Annotated in this window: 18 protein-coding genes; 7 read left to right on the top strand and 11 right to left on the bottom strand. The window is 69.7% G+C overall.

What is annotated here, in order from left to right; translation table 11 throughout:
• The first annotated feature begins 104 nt into the window (after nt 1-104).
• A complete protein-coding gene (locus tag ACLML9_RS08745; RefSeq protein WP_411945025.1) occupies nt 105-740 on the top strand; it encodes a DUF5134 domain-containing protein in 636 nt (211 codons plus the stop codon).
• Here the strand turns inward: ACLML9_RS08745 and speD are convergent.
• The 3 genes from speD to ACLML9_RS08730 form a co-directional block, all read right to left on the bottom strand.
• A complete protein-coding gene (gene speD / locus ACLML9_RS08740) occupies nt 722-1,102 on the bottom strand; it encodes an adenosylmethionine decarboxylase (RefSeq protein ID WP_411945024.1) in 381 nt (126 codons plus the stop codon). The two genes, ACLML9_RS08745 and speD, sit on opposite strands and share 19 nt — an antisense overlap.
• 34 nt (nt 1,103-1,136) lie before the next feature.
• Nucleotides 1,137-3,635: a DEAD/DEAH box helicase gene (locus ACLML9_RS08735; protein ID WP_411945023.1), complete on the bottom strand. Its 2,499-nt coding sequence runs from the start codon at nt 3,633-3,635 to the stop codon at nt 1,137-1,139.
• A 77-nt stretch (nt 3,636-3,712) separates the two neighbouring features.
• Nucleotides 3,713-4,654, bottom strand: coding sequence for a PAC2 family protein (locus ACLML9_RS08730; protein WP_030521636.1), 942 nt, complete (start codon nt 4,652-4,654; stop codon nt 3,713-3,715).
• 420 nt (nt 4,655-5,074) lie between these two features.
• On the opposite strand from ACLML9_RS08730, the gene ACLML9_RS08725 reads away from it, so the two are divergent.
• Nucleotides 5,075-6,445 carry a DUF4192 domain-containing protein gene (locus tag ACLML9_RS08725; RefSeq protein ID WP_411945022.1) on the top strand — a complete coding sequence of 457 codons (1,371 nt, stop codon included), beginning with the start codon at nt 5,075-5,077 and terminating at the stop codon, nt 6,443-6,445.
• Between the two features lie 17 nt (nt 6,446-6,462).
• Here ACLML9_RS08725 and galE read toward each other — a convergent pair whose 3' ends face one another.
• Nucleotides 6,463-7,443, bottom strand: a complete 981-nt coding sequence (gene galE / locus ACLML9_RS08720) for a UDP-glucose 4-epimerase GalE (protein WP_411945021.1) — start codon at nt 7,441-7,443, stop codon at nt 6,463-6,465.
• Between the two features lie 3 nt (nt 7,444-7,446).
• Complete coding sequence (locus ACLML9_RS08715; protein WP_411945020.1) at nt 7,447-8,133, bottom strand: iron dependent repressor, metal binding and dimerization domain protein; 687 nt, start codon at nt 8,131-8,133, stop codon at nt 7,447-7,449.
• 183 nt (nt 8,134-8,316) lie between these two features.
• Here ACLML9_RS08715 and ACLML9_RS08710 point away from each other — a divergent pair, with 183 nt between their 5' ends.
• Both ACLML9_RS08710 and ACLML9_RS08705 read left to right on the top strand, forming a co-directional pair.
• Nucleotides 8,317-9,582: an acetoin utilization protein AcuC gene (locus tag ACLML9_RS08710; protein ID WP_411945019.1), complete on the top strand. Its 1,266-nt coding sequence runs from the start codon at nt 8,317-8,319 to the stop codon at nt 9,580-9,582.
• Entirely contained in the window at nt 9,575-12,274 is a 2,700-nt protein-coding gene (locus tag ACLML9_RS08705) for a GNAT family N-acetyltransferase (RefSeq protein WP_411945018.1), read from the top strand. The genes ACLML9_RS08710 and ACLML9_RS08705 overlap by 8 nt, the downstream gene beginning before the upstream one ends.
• Nucleotides 12,275-12,486: 212 nt before the next feature.
• Here ACLML9_RS08705 and ACLML9_RS08700 read toward each other — a convergent pair whose 3' ends face one another.
• The 3 genes from ACLML9_RS08700 to ACLML9_RS08690 form a co-directional block, all read right to left on the bottom strand.
• The gene (locus ACLML9_RS08700) at nt 12,487-13,455 is read right to left on the bottom strand and encodes a sigma-70 family RNA polymerase sigma factor (RefSeq protein ID WP_411945017.1); all 969 of its coding nucleotides are present in this window, start codon (nt 13,453-13,455) and stop codon (nt 12,487-12,489) included.
• 176 nt (nt 13,456-13,631) lie between these two features.
• Nucleotides 13,632-15,155 (bottom strand): methyltransferase, encoded by a 1,524-nt coding sequence (locus ACLML9_RS08695; protein WP_411945016.1) that lies wholly within the window; start codon nt 15,153-15,155, stop codon nt 13,632-13,634.
• 84 nt (nt 15,156-15,239) lie between these two features.
• Nucleotides 15,240-15,680 carry a DUF3099 domain-containing protein gene (locus tag ACLML9_RS08690; protein ID WP_411945015.1) on the bottom strand — a complete coding sequence of 147 codons (441 nt, stop codon included), beginning with the start codon at nt 15,678-15,680 and terminating at the stop codon, nt 15,240-15,242.
• 298 nt (nt 15,681-15,978) lie between these two features.
• Here ACLML9_RS08690 and ACLML9_RS08685 point away from each other — a divergent pair, with 298 nt between their 5' ends.
• Nucleotides 15,979-16,215 carry a DUF3039 domain-containing protein gene (locus ACLML9_RS08685; protein WP_411945014.1) on the top strand — a complete coding sequence of 79 codons (237 nt, stop codon included), beginning with the start codon at nt 15,979-15,981 and terminating at the stop codon, nt 16,213-16,215.
• A gap of 312 nt (nt 16,216-16,527) precedes the next feature.
• Here ACLML9_RS08685 and ACLML9_RS08680 read toward each other — a convergent pair whose 3' ends face one another.
• Nucleotides 16,528-17,628: a YihY/virulence factor BrkB family protein gene (locus ACLML9_RS08680; protein ID WP_411945039.1), complete on the bottom strand. Its 1,101-nt coding sequence runs from the start codon at nt 17,626-17,628 to the stop codon at nt 16,528-16,530.
• Between the two features lie 186 nt (nt 17,629-17,814).
• Between ACLML9_RS08680 and ACLML9_RS08675 the strand changes: the two genes are divergently transcribed.
• Nucleotides 17,815-19,557: a DEAD/DEAH box helicase gene (locus ACLML9_RS08675; RefSeq protein WP_411945013.1), complete on the top strand. Its 1,743-nt coding sequence runs from the start codon at nt 17,815-17,817 to the stop codon at nt 19,555-19,557.
• Between the two features lie 35 nt (nt 19,558-19,592).
• Here ACLML9_RS08675 and ACLML9_RS08670 read toward each other — a convergent pair whose 3' ends face one another.
• Together ACLML9_RS08670 and ACLML9_RS08665 are read right to left on the bottom strand one after the other, a co-directional pair.
• On the bottom strand, nt 19,593-20,153 hold the full coding sequence (locus ACLML9_RS08670) for a hypothetical protein (RefSeq protein WP_411945012.1): 561 nt from the start codon (nt 20,151-20,153) through the stop codon (nt 19,593-19,595).
• Nucleotides 20,153-21,904, bottom strand: a complete 1,752-nt coding sequence (locus ACLML9_RS08665) for a DEAD/DEAH box helicase (RefSeq protein ID WP_411945011.1) — start codon at nt 21,902-21,904, stop codon at nt 20,153-20,155. The genes ACLML9_RS08670 and ACLML9_RS08665 overlap by 1 nt, the downstream gene beginning before the upstream one ends.
• Before the next feature lie 246 nt (nt 21,905-22,150).
• Here ACLML9_RS08665 and ACLML9_RS08660 point away from each other — a divergent pair, with 246 nt between their 5' ends.
• A complete protein-coding gene (locus ACLML9_RS08660; RefSeq protein WP_411945010.1) occupies nt 22,151-22,888 on the top strand; it encodes a TetR/AcrR family transcriptional regulator in 738 nt (245 codons plus the stop codon).
• The last annotated feature ends 78 nt before the right edge of the window (nt 22,889-22,966 follow it).

Genomic DNA, 22,966 nt, shown 5'->3' with positions numbered 1-22,966 from the left:
GGCCGGCGGTGACGCGGGCGGTGTCCGGCGGATCGAAGACCTCCCTGCGGCCGATCGGTCGTGCGAATATGGACGTGGTGCGCTTTTGTGAAAGGCGGTGCGGCATGGCCGGATTCGTACTCGACCAGGCCGGGGTGCGGGCCCTGGTGGCACTGGCGTTCGCCGTGGCGGCGCTGGTGGTGCTGGCCCGGGTGATGTTCGCCGCACCGGTGCTCGCGACGGGGGAGTCCGAGGGTGGTGCCGTGGGCTGCGGCGACGCGGCGCACGGCGGTGATCACGAATCCGACGCCGCGCATCTGCTGATGTGCGCGGTCATGCTGGTGATGGTGCTGTTCCCCACCCGGGTGCACAGCCATGCCCTGCACGGTGTGCTGCTCGCGATGACGCTGGTGTTCACCCTGCTGCTGGGCGACCGTCTCGTGCGCTGGTACCGCGATGCGTATCCACGGGCGGGGCAGCGTGCGGCGGCCATCGGGTACCACCTGGTCGCGGCCGCGGTGATGCTGTTCACGATGGCGGGACACAGTGATGGCGGGCACAGCGCGGGCCCGGGGCCGGCCGCTGTCTTCGCCGCTCTGTTCCTGGTGGACGCCGTCGTGGTGCTGGTCTCGGTGCGCAGCGGGCGGGCACGCTGGTGGGCCGCGCATCCGGTCGCGCCGCCCGCGGGCCGCGGGCTGCCCGTCGCCGTGCTCCCGCATCTGATCATGGATCTCGGTATGGCCTATATGCTGCTGGCCTGACCGCCGGTGGCCCGGCCGCGCAGCACCGTCGAGATCCGGACGTGTTCGGGAGCGAGCGCCGCGCGCAGCAGCTCGGCCACCGCACCGGCACTGTCCGCGGCGGTGCCGCAGGTGAACACATCGACGAAGATATCCCCGGTCTCCGGGTAGGTGTGCAGTGAGGCATGCGATTCGGCCAGCAGTGCCAGCACGGTCACCCCGTGCGGGTCGAATTGTTTACCGACGACCTCGCAGACGGTCACCCCCGCGGCGGACAGCGCGTGCCGCAGCACGGCCTCGAGCCGCTCGAGATCGTCGCACAGCGCCCGGTCCACCCCACCGAACTCGGCCAGCACGTGCCGACCGCTGAATTCCGGCGCCACCTTCGGCCTCATTCGCTCGCGGCGGTCCCCGGGATCACCCCGACACCACCGTGACCTCATCGAAGACCACATCACCGGCCGCATCGGATTCGGCCAGGTCGACGGTGGCGACCAGGGCCCAGCCGTGATCGCCCGCCGGATCGTCGAGGGTCTGGCGCACCTGCCAGAAACCGGGCCGCGCCTCGACCCGGAACAGTTGTGGGCCGCGCGCGTCGGGCCCGGTACCGATGGTGTCGTATTCGTCGAAATAGGGGCCGAGATCGGCCGCCCAGTCCGGGCCGGGGGACAGTTCCGCCAGTTCGTCCCAACGCTGCCGGGCGGCCAGTTCGACCCGGCGGAACACGGCATTACGCACCATCACCCGGAACGCGCGCTCGTTGGCCGTGACCGGGCGCACGCTCTCCCCGCCGAACGCGATCTGCTCGGCGTCGGTCTCCGCGCCCGCCCCGGTCAACTGCTCCCATTCGTCGAGCAGACTGGAATCGACCTGCCGCACCAGCTCGCCCAGCCATTCGGTGAGATCGTCGAGTTCTTCGCTGCGCGCCGACTCCGGCACGGTCCGGCGCAAGGCGCGGTAGGCATCGGCGAGGTAGCGCAACACCACCCCCTCGGAGCGGGCGAGTTCGTAGTAGGAGATCAGCTCGGTGAAAGTCATGGCCCGCTCGACCATGTCGCGCACCACCGATTTCGGTGACGGCGCGAACTCCGACAACCACGGGTGCCCGGCCCGGTAGGTCTCGTAGGCGCCTTCGATCAGCTCCGCGAGCGGCTTCGGCCAGGTGATGTCCTCGAGCAGTTCCATCCGCTCGTCGTAATCGATACCCTCGGCCTTCATCTCGGCCACGGCCTCCCCGCGCGCCTTGTGCTGCTGCGCCATCAGCAGCTGGCGGGGATCCTCGAGGGTGGCCTCGACCAGCGACACCATATCGAGCGCGTAGCTCGGCGACGCGCTGTCGAGCAGTTCGAATGCGGCGAGGGCGAATGGCGACAGCGGCTGGTCCAACGCGAAATCCCGCTGCAGGTCCACGGTGAGCCGCGCGTAGCGGCCGTGCTCGTCGGGTTCGGGGAGCTGCTGTACCACGCCGGCATCCCGCAGCGCGCGGTACAGCCGGACGGCGCGCAGGATATGGCGCCGCTGTGCCGGTCGCGGTTCGTGATTGTCCTCCAGCAGATGCCGCATGGCCCGGAAACAATTGCCCGGCCGGGCGATCACATTCAGCAGCATCGCGTTGGTCACCGCGAAACGCGACACCATGGGTTCGGGCGCGGCGGCGACCAGCCGGTCGAAGGTCTCCTCGCTCCACGAGACGAATCCCTCGGGTGGTTTGCGGCGCTGGACCTTGCGCATCTTTTTGGGGTCGTCACCGGCTTTGGCCAGCAACCGGGTGTTCTCGACCTCGTGTTCGGGTGCCTGCACCACCACCGTGCCCATGGTGTCGAAACCGGCCCGTCCGGCCCGTCCCGCGATCTGGTGGAATTCCCGCGCCTTGAGCCGCCGGGTGCGCACCCCGTCGAATTTGGTGAGACCGGTCAACAACACGGTGCGGATCGGGACATTGATCCCGACGCCCAGGGTGTCGGTACCGCAGACGACCTTCAGCAACCCGTCCTGGGCGAGGCGCTCCACCAGCCGGCGATATTTGGGCAGCATTCCGGCGTGATGGACGCCGATACCGTGCCGGATGAGGCGGGAAAGAGTTTTTCCGAAACCGGACGAGAAGCGGAACGCGCCGAGAGCTTCCGCGATGGCGTCCTTCTCGGCCCGGCTGGCGAAGTTCGCGCTGGTCAGCGCCTGCGCCCGTTCCAGAGCCGCGGCCTGGGTGAAATGCACGACATACACCGGGGCCTGATGAGTGGTGACCAGCTCGGTCAGCGTTTCGGTGATCGGCGTGCGCGCGTAGGAGAAGTGCAGCGGCACCGGGCGTTCCGTACCCGCGACCACCGCGGCGGCGCGGCCGGTGCGCCGCTCGAGGTCGGCGGCGAAGAAATCGACCTCGCCGAGTGTGGCCGACATCAGCAGGAACTGCGCGCGGGGTAGCTCGAGCAGCGGCACCTGCCAGGCCCAGCCGCGGTCGGGATCGGCGTAGAAATGGAATTCGTCCATCACCACCTGCCCGATATCGGCGTCGGGTCCCTCCCGCAATGCCAGATTGGCGAGGATCTCGGCGGTGGCGCAGATGATGGGCGCGGTCGGGTTCACCGCGGCGTCCCCGGTCACCATGCCCACCCGTTCGGCGCCGAAAACTTCGCACAGCGCGAAGAATTTCTCGCTCACCAGCGCCTTGATCGGCGCGGTGTAGTAGGTGCGCAGCCCCTGGGTCAGCGCGAAGAGATGAGCACCCACGGCGACCAGCGATTTTCCGGAACCGGTGGGAGTGGCGAGAATGACATGGGATCCGGCCGCGAGCTCCAGCAACGCCTCGTCCTGAGCCGGATAGAGCGCGGTACCCTGCTCGGCGGCCCATATCGCGAACGACTCGTACAGTGCGTCGGCGTCGGTCCCCGGTATCTCGAGCAGTTCGGTCAGATCCACCCCGGACACCCTACGGGCTGCCGCGCCCCGATCACCGGCACGGTGGGCGTGTGCCGGGTCTCACCGGCCGCGGCGCGTCAGCCGCGTTCGTCGTCGTCGCCGGAGTAGCCGCCCTGCTCGGCGAGGAAACGCTCGAATTCGGCGCCCAGTTCGTCGCCGCTGGGCAGCTCACCCTCACCGACCAGCAGGCTGGACTGCCGTTCCTGGGCGCTGACGAAGGTGTCGTACTGGCGCTCCAGCGCGTGCACCACCGTCTCCACTTCCGCGTTCCCGGCGATGTGCTCGTTGACCTGCTCACGCACCCGCGCCGCTGCCTCACCCAGCGCGGCGAGCGGGAACTCGAGGCCCGCGTTCTCACCGACATGTTCGAGCAGGGTCTGCGCGGCTTCCGGGTAGGAGGTCTGCGCCAGATAGTGCGGGACGTGTACCGAGAAACCCAGCGATTCGTGCCCGTGCTGGGCCATGCGGTACTCCAGCAGCGTGGCCGCGCTCGCCGGTACCTGCAGTTCACCCGGCCAGCGCTGATTGTCCGGGATGAGATCGCGGTTGGACGAATGCGCGGTGAGCCCCAGCGGCCGGGTGTGCGGAACCGCCATCGGGATGGCGCTGAGACCGATACTGCGGCGCACACCGAGCTGCTCGGCCAGCAACCGCACCGCGGTGGTGAACTTCTCCCAGCGCAGATCCGGCTCCATGCCCGCGAGCAGCAGGAACGGGGTGCCCCCGGTATCGCGCAGCGCCCACAGGTTCAGCTCGGGCTCGGCGTACTCGGAGAAATGATCGGTTTTGAAGGTCATCAGGGGGCGCCGCGAGCGATAGTCCAGCAGCTCGTCCACATCGAACGAGGCGACGAGTTCGCTCTCCAGGCTCTCCCGCAGGTGGGTCGTGGCCAGCCGGACCGCATGACCCGCGTCGGAGTACCCCTCCAAGCCGTGCACCAGGACCGGCCCCGAGCCGTCGTCGGACGACAGCTGCGGAGCGGGGAACTCCAGTTCGTACATTCGCGACTCGTAGTCCATCGCGTACTCCTTCCTGCGCGATCCGTGGCGGGCGGGTCGGGCAATACTGCTGGTATCCGCTGCCGTGCCGCGAGCCGCGAATCGCCCTCCATTGTCCCCCATGCAGATGTAGGGCCACACGCGGCCGTACATCGGCTCTCTGTGCTGACAACAGCGGTCGCCGCCGGTGAATTCCCCGGTCCCGGTGGCGGCGGGTCGGGGAGTCGGTGTGGTCTTGTGGCCGGTGCACGCACCGGGGAGTCTGGCACACTCCGCTCCTGGATGTACCCCATTTCCGAGTCGGCAACCCGGTCTCGGCGCGGGGGCGGGCCGCCGACCGGAGTTGTCCACAACCCCGAGTTGTCCACAGACTTCGTGAGAACCGGTGTTTTCCTAGTTCACGCCCGTACTGCGCGAGATCCGATACCGCATGATCGGGCCATGACCTCCGCTGCGCCGTTCTCCCGTCCCACCGCCGCCGACGCCCGGTCGGTCCCACCCCGTGCCGGCCGACCGGCCCCCGGCCCACCCAGCGCCGACCGGGCCGCGGGACGGTGCCCCACAGCGCGGGCGCTGGCCGCGCGCGGCGTGCCCCGCCCGGTTCCGGCGCCCGCCGCGCCCGGTGTGTGTGCTTCCCGCCCGCGCTTTCCCGGGCGGGGTATCTACGAGTACGCCGCGGCGTCACGGGCACGCTGCGCCGACCGGGCCGGTGACGAGTACGACCGCCCGCTCCGTACCGGCCCCGCCCGGCTCGACGACCCGGGAGATCTGCTGGCGGCGCTTCCCGCCATGCTCGGCTTCCGGCCGGAGCGTTCGCTGGTACTGGCCGTCCTGTGCGCGGCCCCCACGGCGGAGAGCGCGGTCATCGATCTCGTGGTGCGGTTCGACCTCCGGCAACCCCGCACCGGTGCCCCCTCCGATACCGAGACGGTGGCCGCCGCGGCCGCGCGGGTGTGTGCCCGCCCGGGCGTGGTCGGAGTGCTCGTCGTCCTGGTGGACGACGCGCTCACCGATGGCGAACCCGCTGGACCGCAACGGATCCCGGTATTCGGAGAACTGGAACGGCAACTGTCGTCCCGCGCCGTGCCGGTGCGCGGCGCCTGGGCCGCTCGGTCGATCGCGGCCGGACAGCCGTGGTGGAGCGTGACGGGTCCACCACGCCGCGGGCGGATCGCCGATCCGGTGGCCTCGGCGGTCACCCTCGGACGGGTTCTGGACGGCCGGCCGATCCGCCGCAGCCGGGACGAACTGACCGCGTTGGTCGCCCCGGACGATGTCCTGCGCGCGCGAGTGTCGAGTGAACTGGCGGAGGCCAGGGGCCGTGCCAAGGACAGATATGTGGCCGCCGCGCAGCGTGGCGATCCGGCCGGTTATCTGCGTGGCGAACTGATGACCGTGCTCTGGCTCATCGCGAACGCCGAATCCGGCCCCGGACTCGATGCCCGGGAGCTCGCCCAGATCGCGGTGGCCCTGCGTGACCGGGAGGTCCGCGATTCCGTCTTCGCCGTGGCCGATACCGCGCATGCCGAAGCGGCCGAGAGCCTGCTGGCCCTGCTGACCCGCGCGCTGGACGGCGCCGACCGGGCGGAAGCGGCGACCCTGCTGGGCTATTTCGCCTACGTGCGGGGCGACGGCCCGTTCGCCGGGATCGCCTTGGACGCGGCGCTGGATGCCGAGCCGCACCACTCCATGGCCGCACTGCTGCACACCGCCCTGGAGGCCGGTATGCGACCCGAACGCCTCCGCGATCTGGCGCAGTGCGGCCGGGACGCCGCCACCGCTCTGGGCGTCGACCCGGCCGCGGTGTGGTGAGGTCGGCTGCGGCCGGATCAGCGCGCGCTGTGCGCGCGCGAGCCGAGGCCCCGCAAATAGCTCCAGGCGGTGGAGACGATCTCGTCGAGGTCGTTGTGCTCCGGTTTCCAGCCGAGTTCGTCGATCGCGCGCCGGCTGGAGGCGATCAGCACGGCCGGGTCACCGGCGCGGCGCGGGGCGTCGACCGCGGCGATGGGTCCACCGGTGACCCGTTCGCACGCCGAGATCACCTCGCGTACGGAGAATCCTGTACCGCTACCGAGATTGAACACCCGGTGGGTGCTCGCCGCGGCGGTCTCCAGGGCCAGCAGATGCGCCTGCGCCAGGTCCAGGATATGGATGTAGTCGCGGACCGCGGTGCCGTCGTGGGTCGGCCAATCGGTGCCGAACACCGAAATCGAATCCCGGTGTCCCGCAGCCACCTGCAGCACCAGCGGGATCAGATGCGTCTCCACCACCCGGTTCTCGCCGAGACCGCCGTAGGCCCCGGCCACGTTGAAATAACGCAGGCTGGTGGCGGCCAGACCGTGCGCGACGGAATACGAGGTGATGGCGTGATCGATCGCCAGCTTCGAGGCGCCGTAGGGGTTGGTGGGGCGAGCCGGCGCGTCCTCGGTGATCGGAACCTGTTCCGGCTCGCCGTACACCGCCGCCGTCGAGGAGAACACCAATCGCCGGGTATCGGTTTCGCGCATCGCTTCGAGCAGGGCGAGTGTTTTCACCACATTGCCGTGCCAGTACTTCTCGGGTCGCTGTACCGATTCACCGACCAGCGATTGTGCCGCGAAATGCAGAACTCCGTCGAATTTCCGGGTGCGCAGCAGATCCGGCGCGACCTCGGCGATATCACCTTCGACGAATTCGACGCCCTTGGGCACCCCGTCGGCATTACCCGTCGACAGATCGTCGACGACCACCACCTCGTATCCCTGCTCCCGCAGCACGAGCGCGCAGACGCCACCCACATATCCGGCTCCGCCGGTAACCAGGAGTTTCATCGATCAGACCAGCTTCACCTGAACGGCGTGGGCCAACTCGTCGGGCAGTTCGTACCCCGAGTGGCCCGCTACCGTGATGACGACGGCGCCCGGTTTGCTCTCGACGGTGACCCGGGCGTCGGGCACCACGCCCGCCTCCCGCAGCCGGCCGATCACCTCGGGATCGGTCTGGATGTGTTCGGCCAGACGGCGCACCACCACCGCGTGCGTACGGCCCTGCGGGAGTTCGGACAACCGCTTCAGCGGTTCCTCCAGCAACTGGGCCGCGGAGATACCGAGTTCGTCCAGGCCGGGGATGGGGTTGCCGTAGGGAGAGGTCGTGGGGTGGTTGAGCACCTCGACCAGCCGCCGCTCGACCTCCTCACTCATCACATGTTCCCAGCGACAGGCTTCGGCATGCACGTTCTGCCAGTCCAGCCCGATGATGTCCACCAGCAACCGCTCGGCCAGCCGATGTTTGCGCATGACCGCGACCGCCATACTGCGGCCCTTCTCGGTCAGTTCGAGATGCCGGTCACCTGCGACGAGCAGCAGCCCGTCGCGTTCCATCCGGGCCACGGTCTGGCTGACCGTGGGGCCGCTCTGCTCGAGGCGCTCGGCGATCCGGGCACGCAGGGGTACTACGCCCTCCTCCTCGAGGTCGTAGATGGTACGGAGATACATCTCCGTGGTGTCGACCAGATCCTTCACTGTTGCCCCTTCGTCGGCACGAATTCTACCTGCGCACCAGCGACCCCGGTCGAAACGAACGGGTCGCTTGACGCGATGGGAATACATTCGGCGCGCGGCCCGACGCCGCAGTCGCGCATACATGTATTTCTACTGCATGACAACGTGCGAGGGGGTTTCACCCTTCCCGATACGGTTGCGATCATGGCCACTGCACCGCCGGACGTGAACTCCGGCTCCGGGGAACCGGGGACCGTTGTGTGGACCGACCGTTTCCTGGACTACTCGTGGACCCCCGAGCATCCGATGAAACCGGTCCGTCTGCAGTACACGATGGCGCTGGCGCGCTCGCTCGGAATACTCGACGGAATCGAACTGCTGGAGCCCGGCGCGGCCGATCGCGAGGAGTTGCTCCGGATACACACCGGCGACTACATCGAGGCGGTGCGCTCGGCGGTGCCGCGGGAGACGGTGGGCGACCTTCCGGTCGATCCGCCGTACGGGCTCGGGTCCAGCGATAATCCGGTGTTCCCCCGGATGCACGAGGCCGCGTCGGTGATCGTCGGCGGCACTCTGGCCGCGGCGCGTGCCATCGCCACGGGCGCCACGCGGCGGGCGGTGAGTATCGGCGGCGGTATGCACCACGCCATGCCCGGCCGGGCCGCCGGTTTCTGTGTGTACAACGACGCGGCGGTGGCCATCTCCTGGCTGCTCGACCACGGTTTCGACCGGATCGCCTACCTCGATGTGGATGTCCATCACGGCGACGGGGTGCAGCATGCGTTCTATCGGGACCCGCGGGTGCTCACCGTGTCGATCCACCAGCATCCCGCCACCCTGTGGCCGAATACCGGCTGGCCGGACGAGACCGGTAGCGGCTCCGGAGACGGCACCGTGATCAATCTCCCGCTGCTGCCGGGTACCCGCGATCCGCAATGGTTGCGCGCCTTCCACGCGGTGGTACCCGGTGCGGTGGCGGCATTCCGGCCCCAGCTGGTGGTCAGCCAGTGCGGGGTGGACACCCACCGCGAGGATCCGCTCGCGGAGCTGGAGTTGGGTATCGAGGGGCAGCGGGCGGCCTTCCTGGCGATGCGGGAGCTGGCCGACCGATATGCCGAGGGACGGTGGTTGGCGGTCGGTGGCGGTGGGTACGGCCTGGTACGGGTGGTGCCCCGGGCCTGGACCCATCTCCTGGGTATCGCACTCGACCGCCCAGTGGACCCGGCGACCGCGATACCGCAGGATTGGATCGATCTCGTGCACACCGACAGGCCGCGGGTATCACCGCCCCGAACCATGGGCGACGGGGTGGATATCGCGTTCCGGCGCTGGGACGGTCCCGGGGGGACCGCCGAAACCGGGGACGCCCGGTTCGACCGCGCCCAGCGCGCCGTCGATACGGCCGTTCTCGCCACCCGCCGAGCGTGCTTCGGCCCGCTCGGCCTCGACCCGGAGGATCCGCGTGACTGACCCCACCGACTGTGTTCCCGACGACCCGCCTCCGGCGCCGCTGCACTGGCAGTCCGATGTCCTGGCCTCCGACGGCGGTGTGGTGCGGGTGCGCCCGATCACTCCGGGCGACGCCGACGAACTGCAGCGATTCCACACCGCGCTGTCCGAGCGCAGCCGCTACCTGCGTTATTTCGGGCCCTATCCGCGGATATCGCCGAAGGATCTGCACCGCACCACCCACCTCGACTACCGGGACCGGGTGGGGCTCGTCGTCGTCCTGGGGGACGCGATCATCGCCGTCGGGCGCTACGAGATTCTGGACCGGACCGGCTCGCGCGCGGCGGAGGTCGCCTTCGTGGTGGCCGACGAGCACCAGGGACGCGGGCTCGGATCTATCCTGCTCGAACATCTGGCCGGCGCGGCCGCGGAGAACCGGGTCGACACCTTCGTCGCCGAGGTGCTGGCCGAGAACACGGTGATGGTCACCGTGTTCCGTGAGGCGGGTTACCAAGTGGAGCGCAGCCGTGACGGCTCGGTGCTGCATCTGGAATTCGCCATCGACCCCACCGAGGCGTTGCGCTCGGTGCGCGACGCGCGGGAACGTGCCTCGGAGGCACGCAGTGTGGGCAATCTGCTGGCTCCACGGTCGGTGGCGGTGATCGGCGCGACCCCGAGTACCGCCCGCGTCGGTGGTGTGGTGCTGGCCAATCTGCTGGACGGAACGTTCCAGGGGGCGGTGTACCCGGTGAACCCCGCGCGGCGTTCGGTCCGCGGTGTCCACGCGTATCCGACGGTGCGCGATATCCCGGACGAGGTGGACCTGGCCGTGGTCGCGGTCCCCGCGGCCGCCATCGGGTCGGTGCTCGACGACTGTATGGCCAAGGGGGTCAAGGGCCTACTGGTGCTGTCGGCGGGGTTCGGTGAGACGGGGGAGCAGGGTCGCAGCGCGGAGGCCGAACTGGTCGCGGCCGCCCGGGGACACGGCATGCGTGTCGTGGGGCCGAGCGCGTTGGGCATCGCGAACACCGACCCGGCGGTCGGTCTCAACGCCACACTCGCCACCCTGTTGCCGGGCCGTGGGCGGATCGGATTCTTCTGTCAGTCGGGGCCGCTCGGGGTGGCCATCCTCGCCGAGGCCGCCACGCGCAATCTGGGGTTGTCCACCTTTGTCTCCGCCGGTAACCGTGCCGATGTCTCCGGTAACGATCTGCTGCAGTACTGGGATACCGACGCCGACACCGATGTGATCCTGTTGTACCTGGAGAGTTTCGGTAATCCGCGTAAATTCTCCCGCATCGCGCGCCGGGTGGCCCGCAACAAACCGATCGTCGCGGTCAGTCCCAGCCGGCTGGCCGCGCGCGGGATGTCGGACGGCGGGCTGGATCGGTCCATCGTGCGCGATCTCTTCGCGCAATCCGGTGTAGTGCAGGCGGATTCGATATCCGAGATGTTCGACTGCGCGGCCCTGCTGGGCTATCAGCCGCTGCCCCGCGGGCCGCGGCCGGCCGTTGTGGGCAACAGCACCGCACTCAACTGGCTGACCTCCGACGCGGCGCGCAGTGAGGGGCTCACCGTGGTCGAACCGGTGGACCTCGGTCCGCAGGCCACACCCGAGGACTTCCGGATCGCTGTCGCCGCGGCACTCGAAGCCGAGAACACCGATGCGGTGATCGTAATCTTCGCGCCGCCGATCCCGCTGCCGCAGACAGGATATGCCGAGGCGATCCGGGCGGCTGTGGCCTCGGTGCCCGCGACCAAACCGGTGCTCACCACCTTTGCCGACGGAGACGGTATCCCGAATCTGCTGGCCGTCCGTGGTGCCGGCGCGGCCGCGATCCGCGGATCCATTCCGTCCTTCCCCGATCCGGCGCGCGCGGTCCGCGCTCTGGCCAGAGTGCATCGCTACGCGCGCTGGCGCGATCTGCCCGCCTCCCCGGCCCCCGATACCGTCCACACCGGCGACGAGAACGGGCGACCGGCCGGTATCGACAGCGAGCGGGCCGTGCGGCTGATGGAGCAGTGGACGACCGATCCGGCCGGGCGGTGGCTCACCGACGACGAGACCGTTCTGCTGCTCGACTGCTACGGCATCTCCGTGGTGGAGTTCCGGGCGGTCCGCGACGCCGAGGCAGCCGTGGCGGCGGCCGAGGAACTGGGCTTTCCGGTGGCGGCGAAGGCCACCAACGAGAGTTGGCGGCGCCGCCCCGATATGAGCTGGGTGCGGCTGGACCTGTGGCGCCCGGACGCGGTCCGCCAGGCCTATCGCGATCTGGTCGAACTGTGCGGGGATCCGCTCCTGCACATTCAGCGCATGGCGCCCAAGGGAGTCGGCTGTGTACTGAAGGTGCAGGACGACCCGGCGTTCGGGTCGGTCATCGAATTCGGGCTGTCCGGGCCGATAATCGAACTTCTCGGTGATCGGGCCTATCGAGCGCTGCCCCTGTCGGCCCAGGAGGCCGCCGCGCTGATCGATGCGCCGCGCGCTGCCCCGCTGCTGAACGGAACCCCGGCCAGTCCCCGGGTGGACAAAGCGGCTCTCATCGAACTCACCCGGCGTATCTCGGCGATGTTCGATGATCTCACCGAGATGCGGGAACTGTCCTTCGAGCCGGTGCTGGCCGCCCCGGAATCGGCGGCGATTCTCTATGCCCGCGCCCGGATCGGCCCGCAGCCGAGCCGCTTCGACACCGGACCACGTCGATTGGGGTAGGAAATCGGGCAACGATTCGCCGGACCTCATCCGGGGCCGTCTCCCCGCGGAGCCGCCGGCCGTGACGGCCGCCGATAGCGAGGAATCGGCCGGCGGGCGTAGGCGCCGGTACCGGCAAGCATCGTCCGGCCGGGAGAGGGGCGGCGCGGGGTATCGATACAGCGTGACCGGCCGAAACCGGCCGGTCACCGTCTCCTGGGGAGGTGTTGCTATCAGCTCGCGTAGGCGCGCAGCCGATCCGCCCGCTCGCCCTTACGCAGTTTGGACATGACCTCGCGCTCGATCTGCCGGACACGTTCCCGGGACAGGCCGAACAGCTTGCCGATCTGATCCAGGGTGCGCGGCTGGCCGTCGTCCAGACCGAACCGGAGCCGGATCACCTGCTGTTCACGTTCGTCGAGCGTGTTGAGGACGCTGCGGACGTCGTGGTGCAACAGGCCGGCGATCACGGCGCTCTCGGCCGAGGTGGCCTCGGAGTCCTCGATGAAATCGCCCAGCGGCGCTTCTTCGTCGTTACCCACCGGCATGTCCAGGCTGACCGGATCGCGGCTGTGGTCGAGCAGATCGGCGATCTTCTCCACCGCGATCCCCGACTCGGACGCGAGTTCCTCGTCGGTGGCCTCCCGGCCGAGCTGCTGATGTAGTTCACGCTTGATCCGGGCGAGCTTGTTGACCTGCTCGACCAGATGGACCGGAAGCCGGATGGTACGACTCTGATCGGCCATACCCCTGGTGATCGCCTGCCGGATCCACCAGGTGGCGTAGGTCGAGAATTTGAAGCCCTTCGCGTAGTCGAACTTCTCCATCGCGCGGATCAGGCCCAGGTTGCCCTCCTGGATGAGGTCCAGCAGCGGCATCCCGCGGCCCGTGTACCGCTTCGCGAGCGAGACGACCAGACGCAGGTTGGCTTCCAGCAGGTGCGAACGCGCGGCCTGGCCCTCCCGGACGACAAGGGCCAGATCACGCTTGCGGGTCGCCGACAAACGCTTGCCGGTCTCCAGCAGGTGCTGGGCGTAGAGACCCGCCTCGATGCGCTTGGCCAGTTCGACTTCGTCGGCAGCTGTGAGCAGGGCGGTCCGGCCGATTCCGTTCAGGTACACGCGTACCAGGTCGGCGGCGGGGCTCGAAGCGTCGAGGTCCGTATCACGGGGGCGCACACGAGTGGTGGCGGGGCTTGTCATGACTTGCCTCCTGTCGGTGGTGTCTCACTCCGAACAACGGACCCGACATAGGGAAAGTTCCCTCGCCGGGCACGAATAAACCGCTCTGAACTGCGGTTTTCACTGTGACGTTCTGAGAAGTTCCTGAGAACGAGAGCCCCTCGGCAGGTGGCGGAACACGCGGTGGGGGTGTACCCCTAGTGCGGTACCGGGTGGATCAACCCGTGCCTCACCAGACCGGTGACCACTCCGAGAGCGGCATCCGCGAACTCGCGGGAGACCTCCTCCGCTCCCTGTGACAGTGCCAGCAGTTCGATCAGTTCGTACAACGGCAGGCCGTCGGGCCGCATTCCCGCCAGCAGGGAGACCGTCGTCTCGTCCACTTCGTGCTGCCACCGCGGCCCGTTGCCTCGGTGCAGGCGCATCACCTGCTGTTCCCAGCCCTGCGCACCCGGCAGCGCAACCCGCTCGAGGGCGGTCGCCGGGTCGACCCGGTAGCGCGAGCGCCGGGCCCGGTCCGGATCGCCGGCGATATCGCGCAACCAGGCGGATCGATGGAAGTAGGCCAGCGCTTCCGTGCCGAGCGGATCGTCGAAGCCGTGGGCGAGGTCCTCGGCCAGTAGTTCGGTCGGCGCATCCACCGCGCGCAGGTAGGCGAATCCGAAACCGATACCGGTCACCTCGGCCTGTTGCAGCGCGCTCAGCCATTGCTCGGCCCGCTGCTGGGCTTCGGGGGTGCGCGGATCGAGGCCGGCGTCGCGCAGCCAGGTGCCCACGTACAGCGCGGGGTCGGCGACATCACGCTGGACGACCCACGCGTCGATACCGTGCGCGGGCAACCAGCTCGAGACGCGCTGCCGCCAGTCCTGGTCCTCGGTGTGCACCCAGGCGGCCAGCACCGCGGCGGTTCCGCCGGGGTTCAGCAGTTCGGGGACACCCGAGATCACCAGTTCACTGGCGCCGTCGAGGGCGAGCCCGGAATCACGGTAGGTGTGCTCGACCCGGGCGGGCCCGACCACGAAGGGTGGATTGGCCACTACCTGATCGAACCGGCGCCCGGCGACGGGTTCGAACCACGACCCGGGCACCAGGTCGATATCCAGCTCGTTGAGCGCCGCGGTGGCCTCGGCCAGCCACAGCGCGCGCGGATTCACATCCGTGGCGGTGACCGACCGGGCGTAGGACGCGGCGTGCACGGCCTGGATACCGCAGCCGGTGCCCAGATCCAGCACCGAGCCGACCGGTGCTGTCGGGGTGGCCCGCAGCAGCGAGAGCGAGGCGTGGCCTACGCCGAGTACATGATCCTCGGTCAGGGTGCGCCGGTGCATCGAATCGTCGAGGTCGGACAGGATCCAGCGGTTGCCCGCGCCGATATCGGCCGGGCGCAGGTCCAGCGCCGCGCGGATCTCGCCGCCCGAGCGGGTCAGCAGTCCGGCCGCCACGGCCTCATCGATCCGCACCGGGGCCAGTGCCGCGGCGGCCTCGCGCTCGTCCAGTGCGTCACCGAGGAGGAGCAGGCGGACGAGCGCGCCCAGTTCACCGGCGGCGCGCGCGGCCCGGCGCACCGGGACCGGTTCGCCGCGGCCCAAAGCGCTGTGCGCTTCGTCGCCCAGCGTTTCGAGCAGGGTGCCGGCGTCGTATCCGACCCTGGTCAGCGCGGTGCGCAGGGGCGGGCACAGGGCGGTCAGCGGTGATCGGACGGTCGATCCGTAGGTGGGCACAGCGGTACTCTGCCACCTTCGCGGGATCGGCCGGATGGCCGCACCGCTGTGGCGATGTGGCCGGGCTCGGCGATGGCGAGCGGTCTAGCCGTCGATCTGGTCGTGCCGGCGTTCCTCCAGCGCGGGACGCGGGCGGTCCCAGCGGCTGGGTTCGTTCTTGTCCCGCGGCGGCCGGTCGTTGGCGATGAGGACCGCGATCCACGGCAGAGGTACCGAAGCCGCCATGATCACGATCGAGATCAGGGCGTTCCCGAAGACCGTGTAGGCCACCCCGGCGAGGATCAGCGCCGGGATCCGGAACGCCATGATGATCGAGTACCGGCGAACCCGGGCCCGGTGCTGCTCCTCGAAGGACGGGGCCGCCTTCGTGATCAGCGCCGCGTGTCGGGCGTCGTCGCCGGGGAAGTATCCGCGCGAACGAGAGGGACGGGCCGGCCGCGGTGTGCCGGGGGGTTCACCGGGACCGCTCGCACCGGCGTCGAGGTGCTCCGAGCCGCGCTCGGAGTCTTCGCCGTGCTGCTGCATACCTTCGAGTCTTGCACTATCTCCGCCGCCGTGTACAACGCGTCCACCGGTAACCGTGCACGACGGCCGCGCCGCCGGGTCCGGCCCCTTCAGGAGGCGCCGGATCGCCGTCGGCTGTGGGCCGGGGGACCGCGCCTTCTCCGGCCGCATCGACCGCTTTTCGCGCCGCCCGGTCGCGTCGACCGCCCGCCCCGGGCCGGCGGAACCGCGGGGCGGCCGCCATCGCCACACGCCGGTACGGGCCGGTCGCGGGGGTGATCGCGAGAGCGGGGTGCCGTGATGCGGCATCATGGAGGGCGTGAGTACCGATACTCTGGTCCGCCCCGATACGACCACCGACGAGACCACCGATGACGACACCCCCAAGTTCTTCCACTACGTGAAGAAGGACAAGATCGCCGAGAGTGCCGTGATGGGCACCATGGTGGTCGCGCTGTGCGGTGAAGTCTTCCCGGTGACGCGCTCGCCGAAGCCCGGTTCGCCGGTCTGCCCCGAGTGCAAGAAGGTCTACGAGAGCCTCCGTAAGGGCGACTGACCGCACCCGGCTCGACGTCGGCCGAGCCACCGGCCTCCGATCCGTTCGGTGGTGCATTCGGCATGACCGGTCGGCGCCATCGCGTCGCGGAGTCGCAGCAGGCGGTCACTACAAGCGCGGTGCTGACGGCTCGCCCACACGGTGGGTCGTGGGGGTCGCACCGGCAGAGTTGCCGGACGGGGCGTGTCGCGGCATCCGGGACGATCGCCGCGGCTACTCGCTGGACCTGAACCTGTCCCGCCCGGATCGGGAAGCAGCATCGGTCCGCCGGCGCGGTTCGGTCCACCGTCGGTCGGGTGCCCGGCCGGTAGGTCAGCGGGTGGCCAGCGGAGCCGGTGTCCCGCCCGCGGGACCGCCTTCTGGGCCGTTGTCGTCGCCGCGGCACGCGCCGCCCCGGCGCGGGATCCGGTGTGCCCCCGGATCGGCCGGAGCGGCCTTTACGTCACCCTGCGCTTCGCTGCGGCGTCTGGCCAGCCATGCCTTGAACTGTTCCATCCGGGTGGCCCGGGCCGGCCAGAACTCCTGGACCGCCGCGTTGAATTCCGCGCCGAGGATCACCGCGAAACCCAGAAAGAACGTGAACAGCAGGAAGGCGATCGGGGTGGCCAGGGCACCGTAGGTGACCCCGGTCCGGGTCACCAGGGCCAGGTAGTGGCGCAGAATATCGCTGGCCGCCATGAAGAACACCGCCGCCAGCAACGCCCCGCAGAACAGCCGGTGGTAGGGCAGCGAACTGTGCAGCGCGAGTTTGTACAGCGTGGCCAGCCCGACGATGAGCAGCAACCCCACTGCGGGGTAATAGAACATGTCGATCAGGCGCAGGCCCGGCTCCAGCCACGAATCCGGCAGTACCCGCCCGATGAGCACCGGGCCCAGCGCGACGAGCGGCAGGATGAAGATCGCCGCGATCAGGAACTGGACGTAGAGGAGCAGGGCGAAGATGCGCTGCCAGATCGGGTTCCGGGCGTCCTGCTGGCCGTGCGCCTCCACGATCGCGTCGACGAAGGTCGCCATGGCCGAGGACCCGGCCCACAGCGAGAGTACGAAGCCCACCGAGACGAACGCGGCCCGGCCGCGCCCGAGCACATCGCGGATCGTCGGCTCGATCAGATCGGTGACCACACTCTGACTGAACAGGTCGCGACTGAAGGTCAGTGCTTTCGATTCCACGATCTCCACGGTGTCCGGCCCGAAGAGGCCACTGACGTAACCCAGCCCGCCCAGCAGGCCGAACAGCAGCGGTACCAGCGACAGGGTCTGCCAGAAGGCGGCGGCCGCGGATTTCGCGAAGATCGAGTCGTCCCAGGCCTTGACGGCCACCCGGACCACCAGCCGGCCGATCTGGGCGAGGGCGCGCCGGGCCCACGCGGTACCCGACGGGTCCGCGCCGGGTTCGCGTCCGTAACTGTGCATGGTCTGTCCAGCATCGCGCACCCGGGCGCCCAGCGGTATGGCGGCGGGCAACGTGTCGGGGGTCGATCGGTGAATCGCCGGTTACCGAGCACGCCCCGGAAACCGCCCCCCACGGTGTGTGACACCGGTCGCGCGGCCCACTCCGGTTTGGCGCCATCGCCGCCACGGCCGCTAGTGTTTGTCTCCGTGACCGATGCGAGCGGTGCTATTGCGACGGAGGTTCCGGGCGCATCCCTGCGCGCGTGGCAGCGGCGCGCGCTCACCCGGTACCTCGCGACCAAACCGCGTGATTTCCTCGCTGTGGCGACTCCTGGGGCCGGTAAGACGACCTTCGCGCTGCGGGTCGCCGCGGAATTGCTGGCCGATCGCACGGTCGACCAGGTCACCGTGGTCGCGCCGACCGAACATCTGAAACATCAGTGGGCCGCGTCGGGGGCGCGCTCGGGACTGGCACTGGATTCGAACTTCTCCAACACCACCGGCGGCACCTCGGGGGACTATCACGGCGTGGTGGTCACCTACGCTCAGATCGCCGCGCACCCGTTCAAGCACCGGGTGCGTACCGAGAACCGGCGCACCCTGGTGATCCTGGACGAGATCCATCACGCCGGCGACTCCAAGAGCTGGGGCGACGCGGTGGCCGAGGCCTTCGGGGACGCCACCCGCCGGCTGGCACTCACCGGTACCCCGTTCCGCAGCGACGACAGCCAGATCCCGTTCATCACCTACGAACCCGACGAGGCCGGGCTGCCGCGGTCCCGGGCCGATCACAGTTACGGCTACACCGAGGCGCTCACCGACGGGGTCGTGCGGCCGGTGGTCTTCCTCGCCTACTCCGGCGAAGCGCACTGGCGTGACAGCGCGGGTGAGGAGTACACCGCCCGGCTCGGTGAACCGCTGAACGCCGAACAGACCGCCCGGGCCTGGCGCACCGCGCTCGATCCGGCGGGGGACTGGATCTACGCGGTACTGCGCGCCGCGGATATGCGCCTGGCGCAGCTGCGCGAGGGCGGTATGCACGATGCCGGCGGCCTGGTGATCGCCTCCGATCAGGAACGGGCCCGCGCCTACGCGGAACTGATCGAGCATCTCACCGGTAACCGGCCGGTACTGGTGCTCTCCGACGACCCCACCTCCTCGGCCCGGATCGGTGAGTTCAGCGCGGGCACCCAGCCGTGGATGGTCGCGGTGCGGATGGTCTCCGAGGGCGTGGACGTCCCGCGGCTGGCCGTGGGTGTGTACGCCACCAGCGCCTCGACGCCGCTGTATTTCGCCCAGGCCATCGGCCGTTTCGTCCGCGCCCGGCGGCCGGGCGAGACCGCGAGTGTGTTCCTGCCGTCGGTTCCGGTGCTGCTGGATCTGGCCGCGCAGCTCGAGGTGCAGCGCGACCATGTCATCGGGAAACCGCACCGCGAGAAGGACGGTCTCGACGACGACCTGCTCACCGAGGCGAACAAGCAGCAGGACGAACCGGGCGAGGAGGAGAAGGCATTCGTGCCGCTGGCCGCCGACGCCGAACTGGACCAGGTGATCTACGACGGATCCTCGTTCGGTACCGCGACCTTCGCCGGTAGCGCCGAAGAAGCCGACTATCTGGGCATTCCCGGTCTGCTCGATGCCGATCAGATGCGCGCCCTGCTGCGCGAGCGGCAGGCCCGGCAGATCGCCGACCGGTCCAAGACCGAACCGGAGGCACCGGCTCCCGCGTCTCCGGCAGCGGGTAATGCCGCCGAGCGGGTGGCGACCGCCGACAAATTGGGTGAACTGCGGCGCGAGCTGAACAGCCTGGTCGCGATGCATCACCACCGCACCGGTAAGCCGCACGGGGTGATCCACGGCGAGCTCCGGCGCCAGTGCGGCGGGCCGCCCACCGCACTGGCCACCGCCGACCAGCTCGGCGAGCGGATCGCGGCGCTGCGCCGGATGTGAACCGGCCGCGGCCCCCTCGGCGTCGGTGTCCGGGCTCACACGTCGAAGAACATCGCGGGATCCAGTGTGTGGAGCGGTATCCAGCGCGGTATTTCCGACCCGTCGCCGGAATCGCCCGGCGCGGCACTGTGATCGGGGTGGCCGTAGCCCTGCATATCCAGGCTCAGGCGCGGATCCTCGTCCACCCGCCGGGCGAGATCGTAGAACGTGGCCAGTACATGGAGACAGCGTGCGGTGCGTGCGCTGCACGAGCAGTCGATCGCCTCGGGTTCCGGGGCCACCGAGACGCCCGCCGCGAGGGCCGCCGCGTGCATCTCGTCGGTCAGCGGAGCGGGTCCGGCGCCGACGATCGCGGACAGAGCCGCGTGCGCGGTCCGGGTGAGCGGCGCCAGTTCGAGATGGACGACCGACGCCTGGCCCCCGCGATGGATGTGCGCGCGGACGATACGCCCTTCCACCACGGACCGGACCCCGTCGTTGCGGGCGATACTGCGCGCCCGGGGGAGCAGCGGCTCGGGGCGGGTCTGCCGTAGCGGCTCGGCCAGCCGGACCCAGTCCATCCCCCAGCGGGTATAGCCGAATTCATTGTCCGCCATCAGTTTCCTCGCTTCCGTCGCAGCAGTTCCAGGAGCCGCTCGTCGTCGAGCCGGGCGAGATCGGCGATACCGCTGCCGTCGCCGAGATCGGTGAGCGCGGATTTGCGGCGCTGCATCCCCGCGATATGTTCCTCGACCGTGGTGGCCGAGGTCAGTGTGGTGACGGTGACCGTGCGGGTCTGCCCGATCCGGTGCACCCGGTCGGAGGCCTGGGCTTCGACCGCGGGATTCCACCACCGGTCGAAATGGATCACATCCGCGGCGCGGGTGAGAGTGAGCCCGGTACCCGCTGCCCGCAGGCTGAGCACCAGAACCGGCGGTCCGCCGGGGGACTGGAACCGGCTGACGATCGCCGCGCGTTCGGCCTGGGTCAGCCCGCCGTGGAAGAACGGGGCGGTGAGGTCGAACTGTTCGGCCAGATGCCGGACCAGAAGGTCACCGGTGGCCCGGTACTGGGTGAAGATCAGCGTCGGTGCGCCGTTGTCGAGGTTGGCGGCGACGATATCGGTGCACAGGTCGAGTTTTCCCGAGCGGCCCCCTAATTCGCCTTGGTCACCGTCCACCAGGCCGGGATGGTTGCACACCTGTTTCAGCGCGGTGAGCGCCGCCAGCACCCGGGTCTGCCGCTGGGTGCCGGTACCGAAGCCGTCGGCGACCGCGCGGTCGAGCAACTGATCGTAGAGTTTCTCCTGTTCGGGGGTGAGATCGCACAGTAGATCGTTGTGGATCTTGGCCGGGAGCGCGGCGGCGACCTGGGCCTTGCGGCGGGCGAGCAGGATCGGTTCGATCGCGTCCTGCAGGCGCGCGGCCGCGGTGGCCGAGCCCTGTTCGACGGGTTTGACGAAGCGCCGCCGGAACTGGGCGCGATGCCCGAACAGGCGGGGTGCCACGAGGTGCAGCAGCGACCACAGTTCGTCGAGGTGATTCTCCACCGGGGTACCGGTCAGCGCGACGACGGCCGCGGCGTCGAGAGCGCGGGCCGCCTTCGACACCTGTGTGCGGGGATTCTTCAACGCTTGGGCCTCGTCGAACACCACGGTCGCCCAGTCGTTTCCGGTGAGCCGGTGACCGTGCAGCCGCAGCACGGGGTAACCCGTCACGACGATATCGCCGGCCGCGGTGCCGATCTCGCCACCTCGCCAGGCCACCGGCCGCAGGGCGGGAGCGAAACGCTGTATCTCGTGTACCCAGTTGCCCACCAGCGAGGTCGGGCACACGACGAGCTGCGCACCGTGGTCCGCCCGCCCGACCAGCAGACCGATGGTCTGCACGGTTTTGCCGAGACCCATTTCGTCGGCGAGGATCGCCCCGCCGTGGCGGGCGACGGTGTCGCGCAACCAGCCGATCCCGCGCGCCTGATAGGGCCGCAGGTCGGCGAGTAGATCGTCGCGCAGGCCCGCGGCGACGGCCGTGGTGTCGTGGAGCACCGAGCGGGCGTGGTCACCGGTGAGTATCGCGGTCCCCGCCGCGTTGGGAAACGCGTGCCCGGCGAGGGGGAGGTCCGCGGGTTCGCCGGCGAGGATCGCCTGCCAGGCGCGGGTGGAGTGGCCCGGCTCGGCAGATGCGAATCCGGCGAGACCGGCGGGGTCCACCAGCGCGCAGTCGACCGGGGTCACCTGCAGGGTGATGCTTCCCGCCCGCGCCTGGGCCCGAGTGCCGCCGGGTACGGCCAGGGCGAGGGTCGCGGTATCGCCGATTCCGGTGGGTGCCGGGCCGGGCTCCCGGCCGGTCCATGTCCACAGGGCGAACATATGACGGTCGGGCAGATAGGTGGTCTCGATGGTCGGCAGAGTGCACCCCTATGATCAGCGTATAGTGTACGGAGTATTATGGCCAACGCGCACCGCACCGGATTTGTTCCGGGCCGCACCACGCAGTGCCCGGGTGGTATCTCGACGTGGTGAAGGGAATGCGATGAGCAGCGACGGCGTGCAGACGGCAGCGCGGTGCCCGGGCCGGCCGGTACCCGTATCGGCTGCGGCCGGCCGGAGGTACCGGTGACCCGTCCGCCCGATCCTGCCCGTGTCCTGCTCGAACTGCTGTGGCGGCACGAGCTGCCACCCCGGCGCGGCGGCCGCGGTCCCCGGCAGACCGTGAGCGTGGACGAGGTGGTGGCCGCGGCGATCGGGCTCGCGGACCGCGAGGGCTACGAGAAAGTATCGGTTCGCGCGGTCGCCGCGGAGCTGGGCCTGCGGCCCATGAGCCTGTACACCTACGTCCCGAGCAAGGACGCGCTCACCGTCCTGATGGTCGACGCGGTCGCGCTGGAGGATGCTCCCATCCCCGCCGGCCTGCCCGTGCGGGACCGGATGGTGGCCGTCGCCCGGCAGATCCGGGACGAATATCTGAGCCACCCGTGGCTGTTCGAGGTGCCGTCCTGGCGGATGGTGCTGGGACCCGGCCGGACGCGGCGGTACGAGCGGCACCTGGCGGCGGTGGACGGGACGGGGCTCGACGATATCGAGATGGACCGGGTGATCGCGGTGCTGTCGCAGTTCGCGACCGGTAACGCGCGGACCGCGCTCGCCGCGGCCCGCAGCGTCCGGGAACAACCCGACGCCGACTGGTGGGCGGCGCACGGCCCGGTGCTCGAGCAGGTCATGCCGGCCGCCGCCTTCCCACTGTCCGCCCGGATCGGTGTGGTCGTCGGCGAGCTGTACCAGGCGCCCGGTGACCCGGCCGGAGATTTCGACTACGGCCTGCACCGCTTGATCGACGGGATTCTGCCCGGCTGAAACGGCCGTGGCGGGGGGGCGCGCGCGGGGGCCGCCCCCCCCCCGCGAGGTGGAGGGTGTGTGGGGGTTGTGTGTGGG

This window comes from Nocardia sp. NPDC002869, from assembly GCF_046764065.1.
In the GTDB taxonomy this organism is placed as follows: domain Bacteria; phylum Actinomycetota; class Actinomycetes; order Mycobacteriales; family Mycobacteriaceae; genus Nocardia; species Nocardia rhamnosiphila.
Note: the sequence above shows the minus strand (reverse complement) of the source record. Positions and strands in the feature narration are given on the sequence as shown.